Source organism: Sodalis sp. RH15 (genome assembly GCF_047324255.1).
Classification (GTDB): domain Bacteria; phylum Pseudomonadota; class Gammaproteobacteria; order Enterobacterales; family Enterobacteriaceae; genus Acerihabitans; species Acerihabitans ligni.
The window spans coordinates 3,663,223-3,684,438 of sequence record NZ_CP178738.1 but is presented as its reverse complement, the minus strand read 5'-3'; the positions used below and the strand labels follow the sequence as shown (position 1 = coordinate 3,684,438).

Sequence of the window (21,216 nt, the reverse complement as noted above, 5' to 3'; positions counted from 1 at the left end):
ACTGCATAAACGCACAGGCCGAGCGGGTCTGGCAATCCGGTTGCCTTCATATTTATTATCACATGTCATTTATGCCTCAAAAGGCATATCTCATCCCGGCACTGCCGTAAAGTGCTGCTTTTCCCAGGGTTAAGAAACCGGCCATGACATGGCGGAATGTATTATCCGCCGGAACGGTATTTCGTTTTTTATTATTATTTTATTCACCCCCCTGTGACACGATGCCGCAGGTTTAAGGCTCCTATGAAAAAGATGCTCGCTGATTTTCTGCATTTGCATAAAACCACGTCCCCCTGGAATGACAGCGCTCCCGTCAGGAAAGAATTATTCGGCGCCGAACGCCTGGAGCAGCATGCCGAGAGCCTGGCGGCGGCCCAGGACGTCACGGACCGGCCGCCGAAGGTGTTGTCGCTGCATGAGCGCCTGAATGACAATGCGACGGTATTGCTGGCCGCCTATCGCTCCAGCGCCATGGAGCTGGAAAAGGGCAATACCGTGGTTCCCGCCGCCGAGTGGCTGCTGGATAATTATCATTTGGTTGAAGCTCAAATACGTGAAATCCGCGAGGATTTGCCCCCCAGTTTTTATCGTCTGCTGCCGAAACTGTCTCAAGGGCCTTTTGCCGGCTATCCCAGGGTATTCGGGCTGGCCTGGGCGTTTATCGCCCATACCGATAGCCATTTCGACCCGGAAAACCTCAAACGCTTTATCAATGCCTACCAGCGGGTCCAGCCCCTGACCATCGGTGAACTTTGGGCGGTGGCCATTACCCTGCGCATTGTATTGATTGAGAATTTGCGGCGGCTGGCGGATCAGATAGACGAAGGGCGCGAGGCCCGCCAGCGGGCGGAAAATCTTGCCAACCGCCTGTTGACCAAAGGCGACGCGCTGGCGGCCATGGCTGCGGCGCATCTGGACAGTTACGCCTCGCCGCTGAACGAACATTTCGCCGCGCAGCTGGCTAAACGCTTGCGTAATCAGGATCCACGCACCACACCGGCATTGAGCTGGCTGGAAAAACGATTAGCCCAGCAGGACAGTTCCATTGAAGCCATCGTGCAGAATGCCCAGCAGCGTCTGGGGGCATCCAACGTCACGGTGCGCAACATCATTACCAGCATGCGCTTAATTTCGGATATTGATTGGGCGACGCTGTTTGAAAGCGTCAGCCTGGTGGATGAACGGCTCGGTCAGCACAGCACCTTTGACGAGATGAATTTCACCACCCGAAATCTTTACCGCAGCGCCATCGAACTGTTGGCGCGCGGTTCGTCTTACAGCGAACTGGACATTGCCGGACGGGTATTATCCCTGGCCCATGACGCCGCCGCCGATCAAACCGACCCTGACGAAGCCGCCCGCGTGGGCGATCCGGGTTATCATCTCATTGCCGGCGGACGGCAGGCATTGGAGAGGGATCTCGGCTTCAAGGCGCCCTGGCGCCTGCGTATCAGCCGCTATGTTATCCAACCCGGCATTACCGGCTATGCCGGCGCAATCGTCCTGCTGGGATTGCTGGCGGCGGTGGAAACGGCGGCTCTGTTCCGTCACGCCGCCGGGATCGGCTGGCTTATCGGATTCGTCATCCTGGTGCTGCCCGTGGCCAGCGAGGCCGCCTGCGCCTTGGTCAACCGCCTGGTGAACTGGCGGCTCGGCGCCTCGCCCCTGGCGGGACTGGCCCTGAACGAGGGCGTGCCGACCCGGCTTCGCACCATGGTTGTGGTACCGGTACTGCTCGGCGATGAAAATGATATCAATGAACAGATTGAACGCCTGGAAGTGCATTTTCTGGCGAGCGGCGAAGGGGATTTAACCTTTGCGCTGCTCTCCGACAGTTTGGATGCCCCGCTGGAAAATCTGCCTGGGGACGAGGCGTTGATCGCCTGCGCCAGGGAGGGGATCGACCGGCTGAATCAGCGCCACGGTCCCGGCCCGGCGGGGGAACGTTTTCTGTTGCTGCACCGCCGCCGCGTGTTCAATGAACAGGAAGGCTGCTGGATGGGGTGGGAGCGTAAACGGGGAAAACTACATGAACTGAACCGTTTTTTGCGCGGCGCTGCCGACACCAGTTTTATTGACGGCAGCCGGGTGCCTGAAAACGTGCGCTATGTGATAACCCTGGATGCCGATACCCGCCTGCCGCGTGATACCGCGCTGCAATTGGTGGGTAAAATGGCCCATCCCCTTAACCGGCCGAAATTCGACCGCCTGGGTAAACGCATCATCGCCGGCTACGGCATCCTGCAACCCCGGGTGACCCCTTCCTTGCCGCTGGGTACCGACGGTTCAGTCTACCAACGGGTCTTCTCCGGCCCGGGCGGCCTGGATCCTTATGCCTCGGCGGTGTCGGATGTCTATCAGGATTTATTCGGCGAAGGCTCCTACACCGGTAAAGGCATCTATGATGTGGACGCTTTTGAAGCGGCCCTTAACAATCGTATCCCCGCCAACACGCTGCTCAGCCACGATCTGTTCGAAGGTATCTATGCCCGGGCCGGGCTGGCATCCGATGTGGAACTGGTGGAAGATTCTCCGGCACGTTACGACGTGGTGCTCAAAAGGCAGCATCGCTGGACCCGGGGAGACTGGCAATTATTGCCCTGGATCCTCAACGGACACGGTGGATTAAGCCCGGTTCCCGCCGTGGGCCGCTGGAAAATGATCGACAACCTGCGCCGTTCGCTGATGGCGCCCTGCTGCCTGCTGGCCCTGGGCTGGAGCTGGCTGCTGCCCGCGCCTCTGGCGCTGACGGCCACCGGGTTTATCCTGGCGGCTATCGCCATTCCTTCGCTAATACCCATTTTCTGCGATCTTCTGCCGCGCCGCCGTCGGATTCCCCTGAGCAAGCATTTAATCAATGTCGCCAGCGATTTTCGCTATGCCCTGCTGCGGATCCTGATGCAAGTGGTTTTTATGGCCGATCATGGCTGGCAGATGTGCGACGCCATTGCCCGCTCGATTTATCGCATCTGTTTTAGCCATCGCAAACTGCTGGAGTGGACCACCTCTGCACAGACCGGCGGCAGCCCGCGTCCGACGTTATGGAATTATTGCCGGCACATGTCGTTTAGTCTCCTGTTGGCGCTGGTCATGGTGGCGGCGGTACTGGTTTTCGCACCCTGGAATTGGCCGCTGGCGGGGGTATTTGTCCTGCTGTGGCTCTCGGCGCCGGTGATGGCGTACTGGGCCAGCCGGGCGCCGGTCATCAAGCCGAAGTCTAAGCTTGATGCCGATGAAACCCAGGAAATGCGGTTGATTGCCCGCCGTACCTGGCGGTTTTTCGAAACCTTTGTGACGCCGGAGGACAATATGCTGCCGCCGGATAACTTCCAGGAAGATCCGCGGCCGGTTATCGCCCACCGTACCTCACCCACCAATATCGGCCTGTATCTGCTGTCTTCGGTAACGGCGCGGGATTTTGGCTGGACCGGAACCGGCGCGACATTGGAACGGCTTGAAGCGACCTTTGAGTCCCTGCTCAAGCTGCAGCGCTACCGCGGGCACTTTTTCAATTGGTACGAAACCCGGACGCTTGAGGCATTGACGCCGGCCTATGTCTCGTCGGTTGACAGCGGCAATCTGGCCGGCCACCTCATCGCATTGGCCAATGCCTGCGAAGAGTGGCTGAATCACCCCATCGCTCCCACCTGGCGCGCCGGCACCCGCGATCATTTGCTGCTGATCCGCCAGGCGCTGAAAGTAACGCCGGAACTGGACAATCTGCCGCTGACGGTGGCCCTGGATGAAATCGATCGCCAACTGACGGAAGGCCAGCCGGAGGAAATCCTGCTGCCAAAGCTACAGGTACTGGCGGAAGAGGCGCACGGGCTGGTTATCGATATGCTGGCCTTGATGGAGGAGACCCCCGAGTCCACCCTGCTGTTCTGGCTGGAGTCCCTTAAAAACGGTCTGACCGCCCACTATGAAGATCTGCAAATCGCCCTGGCGCCGGCGGCGACCCTGAACGTTCGTCTGCAATCGCTGGCGGACACCGCCCGCGCGCTGGCTCTGGACATGGATTTCCGTTTCCTGGTGGATGATGAACGCAAACTGCTGTCCATCGGCTACTCATTCACCGATAACCAGCTCGACAGCAGCTGCTATGACCTGTTGGCGTCCGAAGCCCGCCTGGCCAGCCTGTTCGCCATCGCCAAGGGGGATATACCCACCAAGCACTGGTTCCGGCTGAGCCGCGCCGCTATCCGCTCCGGCAAAGGCGCCGCGCTGATTTCCTGGTCGGGCTCCATGTTTGAATACCTGATGCCGTCGCTGGTGATGCGCGCGGCGGCCGGCACCCTGCTGGAGCAAACCAACCGGGTGGTGGTGGCGCATCAGCAGGCCTACGGCCACTCCCTGCATATCCCCTGGGGGATTTCGGAGTCGGCCTACAATGCCCGCGATCTGGACTTTACCTATCAATACTCCAATTTCGGCGTGCCGGGCCTGGGGTTGCAGCGCGGATTGGCGCAAAACAGCGTAATCGCTCCCTACGCCACCGGTCTGGCCTCCATGGTGGACAGCCTGGGGGCGGTGGAAAACTACCGCCGGTTGGCGCAGCTGGGCGCGAAGGGTACATTCGGTTTTTACGAGGCCCTGGATTTTACCGCCGCCAGACTGCCTGAAAAACAGAAGGTGGCGGTGGTGCGCAGCTATATGGCGCATCACCAGGGCATGACGCTGGTGGCGCTGAATAATACCCTGCAGCAGGGTATTATGCGTGAACGTTTCCATCGGGAACCGATGATCCAGTCGTGCGAACTGCTGTTGCAGGAAAGAATGCCGCGCGAAGTGGCCATGGCCAAACTCCATGCCGAAGAAGTGAAACGGGCAGTGGATAAATCCGGCCTCAACCTGATGAGCCAACGTCGTTTCTCCGCCATACCCGCCGGCGCGCCGGTGGTCCATATGGTTTCCAACGGGCATTATGCGGTGATGCTTACCGTCGCCGGCGGCGGTTACAGTCGCTGGGGCGATATCGCCATCACCCGCTGGCGGGAAGACGTCACCCGTGACGACGCCCGCTCGTTTATCCGTTTTCGCGATCTGCGCAGCGGAAAAATCTGGGCGGCGGGTTTGCAAACCCAGGGCATGACCGCCATGAGCGAACGACGGGTTCGCGCCTTGCAAGGCAAGTCCTTCAACCAGGTGATTTTCAGCGAAGACGACGCGACCTTCATTCACCATGACCGTACCCTTACCACCACCTTGAATGTCCTGGTGTCCGGCGAGGACGACGGTGAAGTCAGGCGCGTCATGCTCACCAACAGCGGCCGCCGCGTGCGGGAAGTGGAGCTGACCTCCTACGCGGAGCTCGTGCTGGCCTCCGCCAATACCGATGCCGCCCATCCGGCGTTCGCTAAAATGTTCGTACAGACCCACTATTTGCCGGAGTTCACTGCCCTTATCGCCACCCGCCGCCCCCGCACGCCGCAGGAACCGCGGGTATGGGCGGCCCATTTGGCCATTGTCGAAGGGGAAAGCATCGCTGACCCGCAATATGAAACCGATCGGGCGCGTTTTATCGGCACCGGCATTTCACCACTTCACAGCGAGGCGATCCAGGGCCGGCAGCCGCTGTCCAATACCGTCGGCACGGTGCTTGATCCCATCTTCTCCCTGCGCCGCCAGGTGCGTATTCCCGCCGGCAGTTCGGTGCGCGTCACCTTCTGGACGCTGGTGGCCGGCAGCGAAGCGGAATTACTGGCCCTGATTGATAAACATCATGACCGCAGCGCCTATAAGCGCGCAAAGACCCTGGCCTGGACCCAGGCGCAGGTACAGTTGCGCCATTTGGGCATCAACGCCGAAGAGGCGGCGGATTTCCAGCGCCTGGCCGCGCCGCTGCTGTATACCGACGCCCGTTTCCGTCCGCCTTCCGATACCATTATCCGTGGGGCGGGCAAACAATCCGATCTTTGGCCTTTGTCCATCTCCGGCGATCTGCCCATCGTATTGCTGCGTATCGACGATATCCAGGACATCGCCCAGGTGAAACAGCTGCTGCGCGCCCAGGAATATTGGCACATGAAGCTGTTAAGCGTTGATGTGGTGATCATCAATGAGCACTCTTCCTCTTATATGCAGGATTTGCAGGTGGCCATCGATACCGCGGTGCGCAGCAGCCAGTCGCGTCCGCGTTACGCCGGTGAATCTTCCAGGGGCAGCGTCTATACGCTGCGCGCCGATTTGATAAGCCATGAGGCGCGGATGCTGTTGCAATCCGTGGCACGGGTCTCGCTGTTGGCCAGACGGGGCCGCATCTCCACCCAATTGGCGGAGCTGGAACTGCCGCCGGTGACGATGCTGCCGCAGCGCAGGTTGAAACTGCCGGTGGCGGCGCAGATCCCGTTGCCGGCGGATCTGGCGTTCTTCAACGGCACCGGCGGCTTTGCCCGCCACGGTCGTGAATATGTCACGGTCATGGATGCCCAGACGAGGCCGCCCGCGCCCTGGATTAACGTTATCGCCAATCCGGACTTCGGGTTTCTGGTATCGGCCCGGGGCAGCGGTTACAGCTGGTCGCAAAACAGCCGCGAAAATCAGCTCACTCCCTGGCTGAACGATGCGGTGGCGGACAATGGCGGCGAAGCCATTTATATCCGTAATGAAGCCACCGGCGAGCTATGGAGCCCCACGCTGCACCCCATCGACGATGGCGGCCGTTATCTGGCCCGCCATGGTTTCGGCTACTCACGTTTTGAACACCATACCCAGCACACCGCCGTCGAACTGTTGCAGTACGTTCCGCTGGAAGATTCCATTAAAATTTCCCGGCTTACCATACATAACCTTGGCGATCAGCCGCTGCGCTTATCCATCTCCGCCTATACGGAATGGGTGCTGGGCACCTCCCGCGGCGCGTCGGGACCCTTCATTATTACCGAGCGCGATGAAAGCACCGGCGCGTTGCTGGTGCGCAATTCGTGGTCCACGGCCTTCCAGGGCCGCGTCGCATTCGCCGATCTCGACGGGCGGCAGGATGGCTTTACCGCCGATCGTACCGAATTCCTCGGCCGCAACGGCAGCATGAATTCCCCGGCCGCCCTGGTGAACGGCAGCCGTCTCAGCGGCGCATGCGGTGCCGGTTTCGACCCTTGCACGGTGTTGCAAACCCATATTGAGCTGGGGGCCAATCAAAGCCAGGAAGTGGTGTGGTTTATTGGTCAAAGCGACTCGGCGCAGGGTGCGCGGCAGATGATTGAAACCTACCGCGCCGCCGATCTGAACGCGGTGCTGAATCAGGTCACCCAGCATTGGCAGCAGCGGTTGGGGGCGATACAGGTCACCACGCCGGATCCCGCCATGGACATCATGCTTAACGGCTGGCTGCTCTATCAGACCCAGGCCTGCCGAATCCAGGCCCGGTCCGGCTTTTATCAGGCCAGCGGCGCTTATGGCTTTCGCGATCAGCTGCAGGACGGCATGGCGCTGACCTTTGCCCAGCCCCAGCTGACCCGCGGCCATCTGCTAAGGGCGGCGGGACGCCAGTTTATCGATGGAGACGTACAGCATTGGTGGTTGCCGCATTCCGGCCAGGGCGTCCGCACCCGCATTTCCGACGACCGGGTCTGGCTGTCCTATGCCGTTGCCACCTATATCAACTGCAGCCGCGACGAAACGGTGCTGGATGAAGTGCTGTACTATCTGGACGGGCCGCATCTGGCGCCGGAAGAGCATGATGCTTTCTTCCAGCCGATGGCCGCCGCCGAAAGCGCCACCGTTTACCAGCACTGTGTGCAGGGCCTGGAGCAGACCCTGACGCTCTTTGGCGAGCATGGACTGCCGCTGATGGGAACCGGCGACTGGAATGACGGTATGAACCGGGTGGGAGAGGGCGGAAAAGGAGAGAGCGTCTGGCTCGGCTGGCTGCTGATCAGAACCCTGGCGCTGTTTACTCCCTGGGTTGAGCAGCGGGAACCGGAACGGGCAGCCCAATGGCGGATTCGTGCTGAAGCCCTGCGCGCCGCCATCGAGGGGGAAGCCTGGGACGGAGAATGGTATCGCCGCGCGACCTTCGATGACGGTACCTGGCTGGGCAGCAAGGATAACGACGAATGCCGCATTGATTCCATTGCGCAATCCTGGTCGGTATTATCCGGCGCGGCCGATCCCAAGCGGGCCGCCCAGGCCATGACATCGCTGGACAAGCTGTTAATCCGTCGCGAGGATATGCTGGCGCTGCTGTTTACGCCGCCCTTCGATAAAACCGAGCACGATCCGGGTTACATCAAGGGCTATCCGCCCGGACTGCGGGAAAACGGCGGTCAGTATACCCATGCCGCCATGTGGGCCATCCTGGCGTTCGTCGGGCTCAATCAAGGGGATAAAGCCCATGATTTGTTCTCGCTGCTCAATCCCATCAATCACGCCCGCACGCCGGACGACGTGGCGCGCTATAAGGTGGAACCCTATGTAATCGCCGCCGATGTCTACTCAGTGGCGCCCCATGTCGGCCGCGGCGGCTGGACCTGGTATACCGGTTCGGCGGGCTGGATGTACCGCGCCGGGGTGGAAGGCATCCTGGGCATCCGCCGGGAAGGGGATAGGCTGGTGGTCGATCCTTGCATCCCGTCCAGCTGGCCGGGCTTCGATGCCGAAGTGAACGTCATGAATACCCGCTTCAGTATTGAGGTCACCAACAGCGGGTTGCGCTCCCGCGGCATTACCGAGGCGCTGTTGGACAATCATCCGCTGGACTTGACCGAAGGCCGGGTACACACCCTATTGGATGGCGGCAGCCATCTGCTGGTGCTGAAATTGTAGCCCTGGTCTTTACCGCAGGTTACAACTGATGGTAGCGATTTCTGAAACAGAGGGTAGACTAGGCGCACCATAAAAGATAAGGATGTCGGCGGGGGCCGGTTGCGTTTGCTTACCCCCGGCATCCGGGCGTAGTAGAAATCATTCTATGAACTTATTGAAGTCACTGGCCGCCGTCAGTTCCATGACCCTTTTTTCGCGGGTGCTGGGTTTTGCCCGCGATGCTATCGTTGCCCGTATTTTCGGCGCCGGTATGGCGACGGATGCGTTTTTTGTCGCTTTCAAGCTGCCGAACCTGCTGCGCAGGATCTTTGCCGAAGGCGCCTTTTCCCAGGCTTTTGTTCCCATTTTAGCGGAATACAAAAGCCAGCGGGGAGATGAGGCCAGCCGCACGTTTGTCGCCTATATCGCAGGCCTCCTGACGCTGGCGCTGGCGCTGGTGACCGTGGCCGGCATGCTGGCCGCGCCCTGGGTTATCATGGTCACCGCCCCCGGCTTCGTGGATTCGCCGGACAAGTTTGTCCTAACCTCATCGCTGCTGCGTATTACCTTTCCCTATATCATGCTGATCTCCCTGGCATCCTTGGCGGGAGCGATCCTCAATACCTGGAACCGTTTCTCGGTGCCGGCGTTCGCCCCGACCTTGCTTAACGTCAGCATGATCCTTTTTGCCCTGTTCGCCGCTCCCCATTTCCACCCGCCGGTTCTTGCGCTGGCCTGGGCGGTGGTGGTGGGCGGCGTATTGCAGCTGGGTTATCAACTACCCCATCTGAAAAAAATCGGCATGCTGGTGATGCCGCGCCTACAGTTCAAGGATGCCGGCGTCTGGCGGGTACTGCGGCAAATGGGCCCGGCAATCCTGGGGGTTTCGGTGAGCCAGATATCGCTGATTATCAATACCATCTTCGCCTCGTTCCTGGTGTCCGGCTCGGTTTCCTGGATGTACTATGCCGATCGTTTGATGGAGTTTCCTTCCGGGGTGCTGGGTGTGGCTCTGGGGACGATTTTATTGCCTTCCCTGGCGAAAAGCTTCTCCAGCGGCAATCACGATGAATACTCCCGCCTGATGGATTGGGGGCTGCGGCTTTGTTTCGTTCTGGCGCTGCCCAGCGCCGTCGCCCTCGGCATCCTGGCGAAATCACTTACCGTCGCGCTGTTTCAGTACGGACGTTTTACCGCTTTTGACGCCTCAATGACCCAGCGGGCGTTGATGGCATATTCGGTGGGGCTTATCGGGCTGATTATGGTCAAGGTACTGGCGCCGGGCTTTTACTCCCGGCAGGATATCAAGACGCCGGTAAAAGTGGCGATTTTCACCCTGATCATGACGCAGGTGATGAACCTGGCGTTTATCGGTCCGCTGAAGCACGCCGGATTGTCCCTCTCCATCGGGCTGGCCGCCTGTCTGAACGCCGGGCTGCTGTATTGGCAACTACGCAAAAAGAATATGTTCCAGCCGCAGCCGGGCTGGACCTCGTTCCTGATTCGTCTGGTGATCGCGGTACTGGTGATGTCGGCGGTGTTGCTGGGCATGCTCTGGGTGATGCCCGATTGGGCCCAGGGCAATATGCTGGCCCGACTGCTGAGATTGGCGCTGGTGGTGGCGGTGGGGGCTACATCCTATTTTGCGGCGCTGGCCGCCATGGGATTCCGGGTGCGGGATTTCGCCCGTTCCGTCAACTGACGGTCCCGAGCATTTCCGTCAACTGACGGTCCCGTGCATGTCCGTCAACTGGCGGCCCCGTGCCTTTTCGTCAGATGATTCCGCCTCGCTGGCAAAATACTTACGGTATTGCGCCGGTGTGATATGCAATTGTCGAACAAAGGCACGCCGCAGAATATCTGTGCTGGAAAAACCGCAGTGGGCGGCAATTTGCTTGAGGGGTGACCCGACGCTTTCCAAAAGGCGGCGGGCATGAGCGACTCGTGCCTGCTCCAGCCACTCTCCCGGCGTCAAACCCATTTGCTGCTGATAGAGCCGGTTGAAATGACGCGGGCTCAGTCCCATTCTCGCCGCCATGGTCTGCACATTATGACTTTCGCTGATATGGGCCTGTACGTAGCGTTGCACATCCTGCAGCGCCGAACGCCCGCTCAATGAGGCCTCCCCCTTGCGGCTGAATTGCGACTGGCCCCCCGGACGCTTGAAATACATTACCAGCTGCGCGGCCACCGCCAGGGCGGTTTCCCGGCCGACATCCTCTTCCACCATGCTTAATGCCAAATCCAGGCCGGACGTCACGCCCGCCGCGCTGCGCACCGGACCGTCAGACAGGGTGATGGCATCCGTATCCACCACCACTTCGGGATAGCTGTCGGCCAAATAGCCGGCTACCGCCCAGTGGGTGGCCACATGGCGCCCGTTAAGCAGGCCCGCCGCCGCCAGCATTAACGCACCGCTGCAAACCGACCCGAACCGGCGGCTGTTAAGCGCCCAACGGCGCAGGCCCTCCAGCAAGGCCGTGTCGTCGATAAAGGACCGAATTCCCGGCGCCCCCGCCACCAGGAAGGTATCCACCGGTTCGGTCAATTCATCATCCAGCATCAGATCCGGCATAAGCCTTACGCCGGAAGAGGAGTGAATCACCTCCCGCCGCCAGCCCATCACCCGAAGGCGATACACCTCCCGACCCCGCTGTTCATTCGCCTCGGCGAATACATCAAGGGGACCGGAAACATCCAGCAGCTGCACCCCCGGCAAAGCCAGGATAACCATATTCTTGATCATTCGTCGGTCCCCATGTCCCCAGCGGTAGGAATGTCCTAAAACGTATCTTTAATACGATTGAGGACATTAATTTTGCGCTTTATGCTGGACGTTATCAACCCACAGGAGGAATTTAATCATGACTTTCACCGTTAACGGCATCCGCATCCCCGATAGCCGGCTGGCCCGCGCCGCCACTGAAATGGTACGTGACACAGAGTCGCCGCTGTTGTTTCATCACTCCAGCCGGGTCTATTATTTTGCCGCGCTGGCCGGCCGCCAGCGTCAACTGGCGTTCGATCCCGAACTACTGTACGTCGGCTGCATGTTCCACGATATGGGACTCACCCATGAACACTGCAGCTGCGATAAACGTTTTGAAGTAGACGGCGCGAATACGGCGCGGGAATTCCTGGACAGCCACGGCATCGGCAAGGCGGATATCGATAAGGTCTGGACGGCCATTGCCCTGCATACCACGCCCGGTATCCCGGAATTCATGGATCCGGTTATCGCGCTGGTCACCGCCGGCGTTGAGATGGACGTTTTGGGTATTAACTACGAGGGATATGAAGATGACATCCGGCGGAAGATCGTGGCCGAACACCCCCGCAGCCTGAATTTCAAGGAAGAGATCATCCAGGCGTTTTATGAGGGCATTAAAGACAAGCCGCAAACGACCTTCGGCAATGTCAAAGCCGACGTCATTGCCGACAAAGAGCCTGACTTCGTAAAAGGCAATTTCTGCTCGGTGATTCGCGCCTCACGCTGGCAGGGCTAGGCTAGTAGTCCCGCCATCACCGATCGTGCAACGAACGTGTCAAAGGGAGAGCGTGCCGATGGGGTCGAAGCAGGCGTGGTTTTACCGCCTGCCGGAGCGCCCCATGGCGCGGTAGGCCCGCGATCGTCGAACGTGCAACGAACGTGTCAAAGGGAGAGCGTGCCGATGGGGTCGAAGCAGGCGTGGTTTTACCGCCTGCCGGAGCGCCCCATGGCGCGGTAGGCCCGCGATCGTCGAACGTGCAACGAACGTGTTAAAGGGAGAGCGTGCCGATGGGGTCGAAGCAGGCGTGGTTTTACCGCCTGCCCGAGCGCCCCACGGCGCGGTAGGCCCGCCATCACCGATCGTGCAACGAACGTGTCAAAGGGAGAGCGTGCCGATGGGGTCGAAGCAGGCGTGGTTTTATCGCCTGCCGGAGCGCCCCATGGCGCGGTAGGCCCGCCATCACCGATCGTGCAACGAATGTGTTAAAGGGAGAGCGGACCCACCTCCCTACATCCGTTCCACCGTCTGTATACCCAGCAAATCCAGACCCTGCTTCAACGTGCGGGCGGTCAGCCGCGCCAGCTTCAAACGGCTTTGCAGAATATCCTGACTGTCCGCGGTGAGAATTGGACAACGCTCGTAAAACACCGAAAACAACCCCGCCAGATCGTATAAATACGCGCACATAACATGAGGCGTCCCGTCGCGCGCAACCGTGGTAACGGCTTCCTCAAACTGCAGCAAGCGGGTTGCCAACAGCGCCTCATGATCGTCGTTCAGCACTACCGGTAAGGTCAATTCACCTTCATCCAAACCGCTGCGTTTAAACACCGAGGCCACGCGGGTATAGGCATACTGCATATAGGGCGCGGTATTGCCCTCAAAGGCCAGCATATAATCCCAATCAAATACATAATCGGTGGTACGGCTTTTGGACAAATCGGCATATTTCACCGCGCCGATCCCCACCACCTGCGCCAGCGTTTCCAATTCCTCCTCCGTCATATCCGGATTTTTACCGGCTATCAGGCGGCGGGCGCGTTCCAGCGCTTCATCCAGCAAATCCGACAGCTTGATGGTGCCGCCGGCGCGGGTTTTGAAAGGTTTGCCGTCCTTGCCGAGCATCATGCCGAACATATGGTGTTCCAGCGGAACGGATTCCGGCACATAGCCCGCTTTGCGCACGATGGCCCAGGCCTGCATTAAATGCTGATGCTGCCTTGAATCGATATAATACAGGACGCGATCGGCTTTCAGCGTCTCGTAGCGGTATTTGGCGCAGGCGATATCGGTAGTGGTATAAAGGTAGGCGCCGTCTTTTTTCTGGATAATCACCCCCATCGGCTCGCCTTCCTTGGTCCTGAACTCCTCAAGGTAGACCACGGTGGCGCCGTCGCTTTCCACCGCCAGCCCCTTGGCCTTCAGATCGGCCACAATACCCGGCAGCATGTCGTTATACAGGCTTTCGCCCATCACATCCTTGCGGGTCAGGGTGACGTTCAGGCGATCATAAATCTTCTGGTTTTGCGCCATGGTGATATCCACCAGCTTACGCCACATCCGGCGGCAATAGTCGTCGCCGCCCTGAAGCTTCACCACATAGCCGCGGGCGCGCTCGGCGAACGCGGCATCCTCATCGTACGTTTTCTTGGCGGCCCGGTAGAACTCCTCCAGGCTGGACAACTGCATATCCGGCTCACCGCTGGATTGAATCTTTTCCAGGTAGGCTATCAGCATGCCGAACTGCGTGCCCCAGTCACCCACGTGGTTGGCGCGGATAACGTTATGGCCCAGAAATTCCAGGGTACGCACCGAGGCATCGCCGATAATGGTGGATCGCAAATGGCCCACGTGCATCTCTTTCGCCACGTTTGGCGCGGAGTAGTCCACCACCAGGGTCTGCGGCGCCACCGGCGAAATATTCAGCCGCGGCGAAGCCAGGGCGGCTTCAACCTGGGCCGCCAGCCAGCGGCGGTTCAGGAAGATATTGATAAAACCCGGTCCGGCGATGTCGACTTTATCCGCAATGCCTTCAAGCTCCAGCAGCGCTACTGCTTTTTCAGCCAATTGTCGCGGCGGCATACCGAGTTTTTTGGCCACGGTCATCACACCGTTAGCCTGATAATCGCCAAACTGCACTTTTGCGGATTGACGCACCTGCGCTTCACTTGCCGCGGGAGCACCGGCGGACAATAACGCCTGACTGACTTTATCTGAAAGGAGAGCCTGAATATTCACCGTATTACCTTTGTTACCCGCGCCGTGGCTGCGAGGCGCTGCCTCACATCCCGGCCGTTTGATATAACGATCCCTGCCGACCGATGGCTGAAGGCCCCGGCGCAAGCCGTTAAGTAAAAAGAAACACCGCTTATACCATAAATGGCGGCCCGCGTCAGTATGGCCGGCTACGCTTAGCAGAAAGTTGCAGCGTCGTAAGATCCGGTCAAACCGATGGATATGAGCAGGTGAAAGAAAGGACAAAAGGATTCGGTGAGCAGCGCCATAACCCGAAAGGAGATAAATTGCTAGCGGCGGCGGCTTTTACGTGAGACGCCCAGCTGATTACGATTCCTGGTACGAAGATGTAATATAATAGAAAATACAGCAATTACAACAAGTACCATACACAATATAAGTAACATCATAATTATATTCTCATATCACTATTGATCTTGAAATTAACTTATTTCCAATGTCTATACAATCCCCCTCCAGAGCTTTAAGATTATACTGAGCATTAAAAGTCCATCTTGGCCGCAAGCCCGCTTCTGACGGGCTTTACAGCACAATTTGTCAAATGAGGGCGCTATTCCCATATAACAAATAAGCTTAATCATTAGCAATATGATCATTACAAAATTAATAATAATATTTGTAATAGTTAATTTTATATTAATTTTACTTTAGCCCTAACATAAAATATGCCGGAAAGAAAAGTGAAAAAAATGAAATGGCAACAAATAGACCAATTAACGGATTTATCCGAAGATATAATAGGGTTCGGAATGCAACTGGCAACGTTGGCTCACCGCCTTGGTTTGGATCTCAGCGTTTGTCATATCGATCATATCGCGCTGCGCTGCCATCAGGATACCACCGCCCGGCGATGGTTCGACGGCTGGGAGCAATGCGGCCTCTGTCTGAAAAAGAGCGCCGTTAACGGCCGGGACATTGTGCTGTTCCATTTGACTGAACCCATTGAATTCGGCGGGTTACGCACCGACTGTGTGGAGCTGCCCTGGCCTGGTAAACGCCGTTATCCCCACGAAGGCTGGGAGCATATTGAGATAGTCCTGCCGGGACCGGCGCCTTTACTGGCGCAACGCGCGCTATCCTTGCTGAGCGACGGGGCGCTGGCGTCTCCCGATATCAGGATCAGGCACAGTGCGCCGCAGGGAGAAAATGAATCTTTACCCAACCCGACGCTGGCGGTGACCGATGGCAATGTGACCATCAAGTTTCATCCCCATAGCCTGCGCTCCATTGTGGCCGGGGAGGGGGATTAATTTTTGCGGCATCATTCTGGCCCGGCATTCCATACCCCTCCTAAGACGGACAAGAATCAGCCGGCATTGACGGCAGCAGCCATGCGCTCAACGCCTTCTTCCAGCAATGCCCGTGGGCAGCCGAAATTTAGCCTGACGAATCGCGGGTCGCCGAATTCGGCGCCGGGAGAGAGACCGACGCCCGCCTGTTCAAAAAAGCGCTGAGGATTTTCCACCGCCAGCTCATGCGCATCTATCCACGCCAGATAAGTGCCTTCGGGAGAGGCCATATGCAAACCCGGTAATTCATTGATGCGCGCCCTGAGCCAGTCCCGATTCCCACGCAGATAGGCCAACTGCTCGTCCAGCCATGGTTGCCCGTCACGCCAGGCTGCGGTGGCGGCCACAAAAGCCAGCACATCTACGCTTGGGACGATGCCGCTGCGTTGTGCGATAAAACGCATCCGTAGCCCGGGATTGGGGATCACCGCCAGCGACGCGCCCAGTCCGGCGATATTAAAGGTTTTTGACGGCGACATCAGGGTCACCGAGCGCTGTTCCGCGTCACTGTCCAGCGAGGCGAACGGTATATGCTCCACCCCGGATTCCAGCAGCAGATCGCAGTGAATTTCGTCGGAACACACCAATAAATCGTGGCGTTGGGCAAAGGCCAACTGCTGTTGAAGCTCTTCGCGGCGATAAACGGTGCCGCCGGGATTATGGGGATTGCATAACATCAGCAGTTTTTCAACGCCGGTCAGTTCGGTTTCAACCGCGGTCAAATCCGCCAGCCAGCGCCCGTCATTCAACACCATGGGGGCGAGGCGTTGCTGACGGCCGGCGCCGCGCGCCGCGGCGCGAAACGGCGGATAAATAGGGGTAGGGATGACAATGCCTTCATCCGGCCCGGTTAAAGCGCGGACCGCCAGATTAATACCGCTCACCAGACCGGGCAAAAAGACCAGCCATTCCGGTTGCACCCGCCAGTGATAGCGCTCGGCCATACGTGCGATAAACAGTTCCGTCAATTCCGGAGGAGGGAAACCGTAACCAAAGACGCCATGGGCGATACGTGCCTGCAGTGCCTCGATAATGCAGGGCGGTGAGCGAAAATCGGTATCGGCGACCCAAAGAGGAATGACATTCTGTTCATAATACTTTTGCCACTTAAAACTGTCGCTGTGACGTCGGTCGATACTTTCGTCAAAGTTGAATGCCATAGTAATTTCCTTGGGCGATAAATAAGAATCTATCGCAACAGATGGATGGTCACGTTTTCATATGCCTGTTAACCTGGCGTGTCAAGAAGGAGTATACAATGCCTAAACTGGAAGTCTGCTGCTATAGCGTCGAGTGTGCGTTGACGGCGCAGCAAGCGGGCGCGGATCGTATCGAGCTGTGTTCGGCGCCCAAAGAAGGCGGTTTGACACCAGGCTACGGGACGTTAAAGCTGGCCCGCGAGAGGGTAACGATACCCGTGCATCCCATTGTCCGGCCCCGGGCCGGCGATTTTTGCTACAGCGACATTGAGTTCGAAATCATACTTAATGAGCTGGCCTTTATCCGCGACATGGGTTTTCCCGGCGTGGTGGTGGGCGTGCTGGATGCCGAAGGGCACATCGATTTAGCCCGCATGCGGCTGATTATGCAGCAATGTTCAGGGATGGCGGTGACCTTTCATCGTGCCTTTGATATGTGCTTCAACCCGCATCAGGCATTAATCCAGTTAACCGATCTGGGAGTGGCCCGCATCCTGACATCCGGTCAGCAGCAGAGCGCCGAAGCTGGTTTGGCATTATTAAGGGAACTGACGGGGCGTAGTCGTGGTCCAATCATTATGGCCGGTGCGGGCGTACGCTTAACCAATTTGCATAAGTTTCAGCAAAGCGGCATACGTGAATTGCACAGTTCGGCAAGGCAGGTCATACCGTCCGGTATGCGTTACCGGAAAGCGGGGGTCAGCATGAGCGTTGACTACGAAGCGGATGAATTCAGCCATTACTGTGTTGACGGCGACATGGTGGCGGCGATGAAACATGCGCTGACGTTATCCACTCTCTCTCCTCGTTTGGCCTGAAGACAGTTTTTGCCGCGCACACGAACTAACCCACGTGATGCTTGCAAGTACCAAGCCCCAACATTTTTCTTGGGGCTTTTTTTTGATCAGGCTTTGCGCGCAACCATGATGGCCCGCAGCGGCGCGGGGTAACCCTCCACCGTTTTACGCGGGTCGTCCGGGTGAAGAAAATCCTCCAGCGATTCGCTGGTCATCCAGGGGGTGCGGCGTTGCTCCTCGGTGGAGGTTGCCGTCATATCCACCAGCCGGATTTGGCCGAAGCCGCATTTTTCCAGCCAGGCCGTCAATGCATTTACCGAGGGGATGAAATACACGTTCCGCATCCGGGCATAACGTTCTCCCGGCACAAGCACCTGCCGGTCATCCCCTTCAATCACCAGGGTTTCCAGCACCAGTTCGCCGTCATCCGCCAATTGATTTCGCAACTGCAACAAATGATCCAGCGGCGAGCGGCGATGATAAAGCACGCCCATGGAAAATACCGTATCAAACGCCCGCAGATCCGGTAATTGCTCGATGCCCAACGGCAACAGGTGCGCCCGCAAATCACCGCCGAGCAGTTTACGCACCGCCTCGAATTGGCATAAAAACAGCTGCATCGGATCGATTCCCACCGCCAGCCGCGCGCCGGCGCCCACCATACGCCACAGGTGATAACCGCTGCCACAGCCCACGTCCAGGATCAGCCGTCCGGCCAAGGGGCCGATATGGGGCAAGACCCGCTCCCATTTCCAATCCGAACGCCATTCCGTCTCTATTTCAATATCGTAAAGGGAAAAAGGGCCCTTGCGCCAGGGCATCAATTGCCGCAGCAAGGCTTCAATACCCTCTTTCTGGCCCGCGGCAAGCGGTGTCTCGCCCTGGGCGGTGACGCCGTGCAGCAAATCGAGCCGCGCCGGCGTCATCACCGGCAATCTTTCCACAGCGTTAAACCACTGTCTGAATTTGCCGTGCAGGGATTCCTGCTGCCAGGCGCTTAACTGAGCGGGCAGGGTGTTGAGCCAGGGGCTGAGGGGACCTTTGGCAATCAGCTGATAAAAATCACCAAAATCGGTCATCCCGCGTTCTCCGGCCTATGGGCGGGTTTGATAGCGATAAGGGAGCCGAAATTGAAACACTGAAACCAGATTTCCCCGTGGCCGAATCCGGCCTGCCGCAGGCGGTCCTTGTGGGTCTCCACCGAGTCCGTCAGCATGACGTTTTCAAGCATGCTGCGTTTCTGGCTGATCTCAAGCTCGCTGTAGCCGTTGGCGCGCTTGAAGTCATGATGCATATTGAACAGCAGTTCGCCAATTTCCGCGTCCTGAAAACTCATTTTTTCAGACAATACCACGGCGCCGCCGGGATTGAGGCCGGCGAAAACGCGATTAAGCATTTGCTGGCGATCCTCCGGCTCAAGAAACTGCAAGGTGAAGTTCAGCACCACCAGCGAGGCGTTGCTTATCGGCACATCGCGAATGTCGGCATGCAGCACTTCTACCGGGATATCGGCGCGAAATGCCTCGAGATGCCGCCGGCAGCGATCCACCATCGGGGCGGAGTTATCCACTGCGATAATCCGGCAGTCCTCGGCGGTAACGGCGCGGCGCATGGCCAGGGTCGCCGCGCCGAGGGAGCAGCCGAGATCGTAAATCCGGGAGCCGGGGCGGGCAAATCGTCCGGCCAGCATGCCGATCATGGAAATGATGCTGGCGTAGCCGGGCACCGAGCGTTGGATCATATCCGGGAAGACTTCGGCGACACGTTCATCGAACGTCCAATCGCCCAAATTGGCAATGGGCGTCGAGAAAAGCTTATCTGGGTTAGTCATGGCGATATCGGGGATTATTCATGGAAAGGCCATATTCTACCAGATCCCCGGCACAAAGCATGCGGCGGCATGCATCTAGGTGTAAGCATTCCGCTGCGGCGGCCCTCTTTCGTCTGGATGCGTCTCGCCGCGGCGGCCGGCGTTCAGAACAGCGTATCTTGCTGCGGCCAGCCTGGAAACGGGCCGATGGCGGGAATTCTCGCTTCAAGCAGCGGCCACAGATGCTGGGCCAGGCGCGGCGCCTGCGCGATGTCCGGCGTATGAATAAACAGGAAGGGCGTCTGATGCGCTTGCCATTGCGGCAGTTTGTCCAGCCAGGGTTGAAACAGCCGCAGGCTGTCCTTGATGTCGTCATTGCCGATATAACGAATCAGCGGCCGGTGGGCGGTAAGCAGCGCATGAGGAGGCACTTTGGGTTTCTGGCGCTGCGCCGCCAGCAGGTCGGGACTGGAGGCGCGGGACAGATGGACCGGACGGCTGTCGAGAATCACCCGATTGACCCCCCGCTCCCGCAGACCGCGGTTTAACGCCAGTTCGTCTTCGCCTTTGGCGAAAAACTGCTCATGGCGGACTTCCACGCCATAGCTGAATGCGGGGGAGAGCGCGTCGAGAAAGGTCCACAGGGCGGGAAGGTCCGGCGGCCCGAAGGTCGCCGGCAGCTGCAGCCAGTATTGGCCGATCCTGTCCGCCAGGGGCTCCAGGGTCTGGTAAAACTGCGCCAGGGGTTGCTGAAAATCCCGCAGCCCGCCCTGATGGCTGATGGTCGCCGGAAATTTAAAGCAAAACCGGAAATCTTCCGTCGTCATGGCGCGCCAGTCGTAGACGCGATCAAGGGCGGGCAGGGCATAGAGCGTGGTATTCCCTTCCACGCAGTTGAAATAACGCGCGTAATCCGCCAGGGTGCGCATGCCAAGCTTACCCCAGCCGCTATGCTGCCATTGCGGCAAGCCAATATACATCATGGCCTGGGCCCTCGCCGGCCGGCCCGTTGCGGACAAAACTCACCCCAGGGCGGCAAGCACCTCGTCGCTGCTGCGTACCCGGCCGATGCGCGGAAAAATATTCTGCATGCTGTTATCATGCTGCTCCTTATCATGGGCACTGCAGACATCTTCCACTACCACCAGTTTAAAACCCATTTCCCAGGCGTTGCGCGCGGTGGATTCCACGCCGATGTTAGTGGAGATACCCGCCAGTACAATAGTATCGATGGCGCGGCGACGCAGCTGCATCTCAAGATCGGTGCCGTAAAATGCGCCCCATTGACGTTTTATAATGCGAATATCGCTTTCCTGTACCTTTAGCTCTTCGGGGAATTGCCACCAGTTTTCCGGCAATCCGTTGCCGCCCATGGCGGCATCCACCGGCTGTTTCAACGCTTCGCCAAAATCCGGCGACCAGCCCACCCGCACCAGAAATACCGGCGCGCCGATCTCCCGAAAGCGGCTGGCCAGCTTTCCGGCTTTGGCCACCACCTGCTGGGCGCTATGCGGTCCGCCGGCAAAGGGCAGGATACCCTGTTGCAAATCAATCAATACCAGCGCGCTACCTTTGGGATCGAGTTCCAGCATAATACGTCTCCTATAATTCATAAAACCGGACCAACGGGTG

Annotated in this window: 12 protein-coding genes; 5 read left to right on the top strand and 7 right to left on the bottom strand. The window is 58.5% G+C overall.

All coding sequences use genetic code 11. The annotated features are described in order from the left end of the window. Positions 1 to 243: 243 nt before the first annotated feature. Both ACL2XO_RS16800 and murJ read left to right on the top strand, forming a co-directional pair. Entirely contained in the window at positions 244 to 8,763 is an 8,520-nt protein-coding gene (locus ACL2XO_RS16800; RefSeq protein WP_413741090.1) for a GH36-type glycosyl hydrolase domain-containing protein, read from the top strand. 145 nt (positions 8,764 to 8,908) lie between these two features. Further along, positions 8,909 to 10,444, top strand: a complete 1,536-nt coding sequence (gene murJ / locus ACL2XO_RS16795) for a murein biosynthesis integral membrane protein MurJ (RefSeq protein ID WP_413724732.1) — start codon at positions 8,909 to 8,911, stop codon at positions 10,442 to 10,444. Between the two features lie 18 nt (positions 10,445 to 10,462). Here murJ and ACL2XO_RS16790 read toward each other — a convergent pair whose 3' ends face one another. Next, on the bottom strand, positions 10,463 to 11,488 hold the full coding sequence (locus tag ACL2XO_RS16790) for a GlxA family transcriptional regulator (RefSeq protein ID WP_413741089.1): 1,026 nt from the start codon (positions 11,486 to 11,488) through the stop codon (positions 10,463 to 10,465). A 118-nt stretch (positions 11,489 to 11,606) separates the two neighbouring features. On the opposite strand from ACL2XO_RS16790, the gene ACL2XO_RS16785 reads away from it, so the two are divergent. After that, entirely contained in the window at positions 11,607 to 12,248 is a 642-nt protein-coding gene (locus ACL2XO_RS16785; protein ID WP_413724730.1) for an HD domain-containing protein, read from the top strand. A gap of 492 nt (positions 12,249 to 12,740) precedes the next feature. On the opposite strand, the gene argS is transcribed toward ACL2XO_RS16785, so the two are convergent. Continuing rightward, positions 12,741 to 14,471 carry an arginine--tRNA ligase gene (argS, locus tag ACL2XO_RS16780; protein ID WP_413724729.1) on the bottom strand — a complete coding sequence of 577 codons (1,731 nt, stop codon included), beginning with the start codon at positions 14,469 to 14,471 and terminating at the stop codon, positions 12,741 to 12,743. Positions 14,472 to 15,178: 707 nt separating this feature from the next. Between argS and ACL2XO_RS16775 the strand changes: the two genes are divergently transcribed. Beyond that, the gene (locus ACL2XO_RS16775; RefSeq protein WP_413743077.1) at positions 15,179 to 15,739 is read left to right on the top strand and encodes a VOC family protein; all 561 of its coding nucleotides are present in this window, start codon (positions 15,179 to 15,181) and stop codon (positions 15,737 to 15,739) included. A gap of 56 nt (positions 15,740 to 15,795) precedes the next feature. On the opposite strand, the gene ACL2XO_RS16770 is transcribed toward ACL2XO_RS16775, so the two are convergent. Continuing rightward, on the bottom strand, positions 15,796 to 16,938 hold the full coding sequence (locus ACL2XO_RS16770) for a MalY/PatB family protein (protein ID WP_413741088.1): 1,143 nt from the start codon (positions 16,936 to 16,938) through the stop codon (positions 15,796 to 15,798). A 98-nt stretch (positions 16,939 to 17,036) separates the two neighbouring features. Between ACL2XO_RS16770 and cutC the strand changes: the two genes are divergently transcribed. After that, a complete protein-coding gene (gene cutC / locus ACL2XO_RS16765) occupies positions 17,037 to 17,795 on the top strand; it encodes a copper homeostasis protein CutC (protein ID WP_413724727.1) in 759 nt (252 codons plus the stop codon). Between the two features lie 86 nt (positions 17,796 to 17,881). Here the strand turns inward: cutC and cmoB are convergent, their stop codons facing one another. From cmoB to ACL2XO_RS16745, 4 genes are all read right to left on the bottom strand, one after another. Further along, complete coding sequence (cmoB, locus tag ACL2XO_RS16760; RefSeq protein WP_132921269.1) at positions 17,882 to 18,853, bottom strand: tRNA 5-methoxyuridine(34)/uridine 5-oxyacetic acid(34) synthase CmoB; 972 nt, start codon at positions 18,851 to 18,853, stop codon at positions 17,882 to 17,884. Next, entirely contained in the window at positions 18,850 to 19,605 is a 756-nt protein-coding gene (gene cmoA / locus ACL2XO_RS16755) for a carboxy-S-adenosyl-L-methionine synthase CmoA (protein WP_132921270.1), read from the bottom strand. Before cmoA ends, cmoB begins: the two co-directional genes overlap by 4 nt. Positions 19,606 to 19,748: 143 nt before the next feature. Next, on the bottom strand, positions 19,749 to 20,564 hold the full coding sequence (locus tag ACL2XO_RS16750; RefSeq protein WP_413743076.1) for a DUF72 domain-containing protein: 816 nt from the start codon (positions 20,562 to 20,564) through the stop codon (positions 19,749 to 19,751). A gap of 42 nt (positions 20,565 to 20,606) precedes the next feature. Next, entirely contained in the window at positions 20,607 to 21,176 is a 570-nt protein-coding gene (locus ACL2XO_RS16745) for a hydrolase (RefSeq protein ID WP_413724726.1), read from the bottom strand. Positions 21,177 to 21,216 lie beyond the last annotated feature (40 nt).

Excerpts from the sequence above, each read along its gene's own strand:
- ACL2XO_RS16800 (WP_413741090.1), top strand. The coding sequence starts at position 244 with ATGAAAAAGATGCTCGCTGATTTTCTGCATTTGCATAAAACCACGTCC.
- murJ (WP_413724732.1), top strand. The coding sequence starts at position 8,909 with ATGAACTTATTGAAGTCACTGGCCGCCGTCAGTTCCATGACCCTTTTT.
- ACL2XO_RS16790 (WP_413741089.1), bottom strand. The coding sequence starts at position 11,488 with ATGATCAAGAATATGGTTATCCTGGCTTTGCCGGGGGTGCAGCTGCTG.
- ACL2XO_RS16785 (WP_413724730.1), top strand. The coding sequence starts at position 11,607 with ATGACTTTCACCGTTAACGGCATCCGCATCCCCGATAGCCGGCTGGCC.
- ACL2XO_RS16775 (WP_413743077.1), top strand. The coding sequence starts at position 15,179 with ATGAAATGGCAACAAATAGACCAATTAACGGATTTATCCGAAGATATA.
- ACL2XO_RS16770 (WP_413741088.1), bottom strand. The coding sequence starts at position 16,938 with ATGGCATTCAACTTTGACGAAAGTATCGACCGACGTCACAGCGACAGT.
- cutC (WP_413724727.1), top strand. The coding sequence starts at position 17,037 with ATGCCTAAACTGGAAGTCTGCTGCTATAGCGTCGAGTGTGCGTTGACG.
- cmoB (WP_132921269.1), bottom strand. The coding sequence starts at position 18,853 with ATGACCGATTTTGGTGATTTTTATCAGCTGATTGCCAAAGGTCCCCTC.
- cmoA (WP_132921270.1), bottom strand. The coding sequence starts at position 19,605 with ATGACTAACCCAGATAAGCTTTTCTCGACGCCCATTGCCAATTTGGGC.
- ACL2XO_RS16750 (WP_413743076.1), bottom strand. The coding sequence starts at position 20,564 with ATGTATATTGGCTTGCCGCAATGGCAGCATAGCGGCTGGGGTAAGCTT.
- ACL2XO_RS16745 (WP_413724726.1), bottom strand. The coding sequence starts at position 21,176 with ATGCTGGAACTCGATCCCAAAGGTAGCGCGCTGGTATTGATTGATTTG.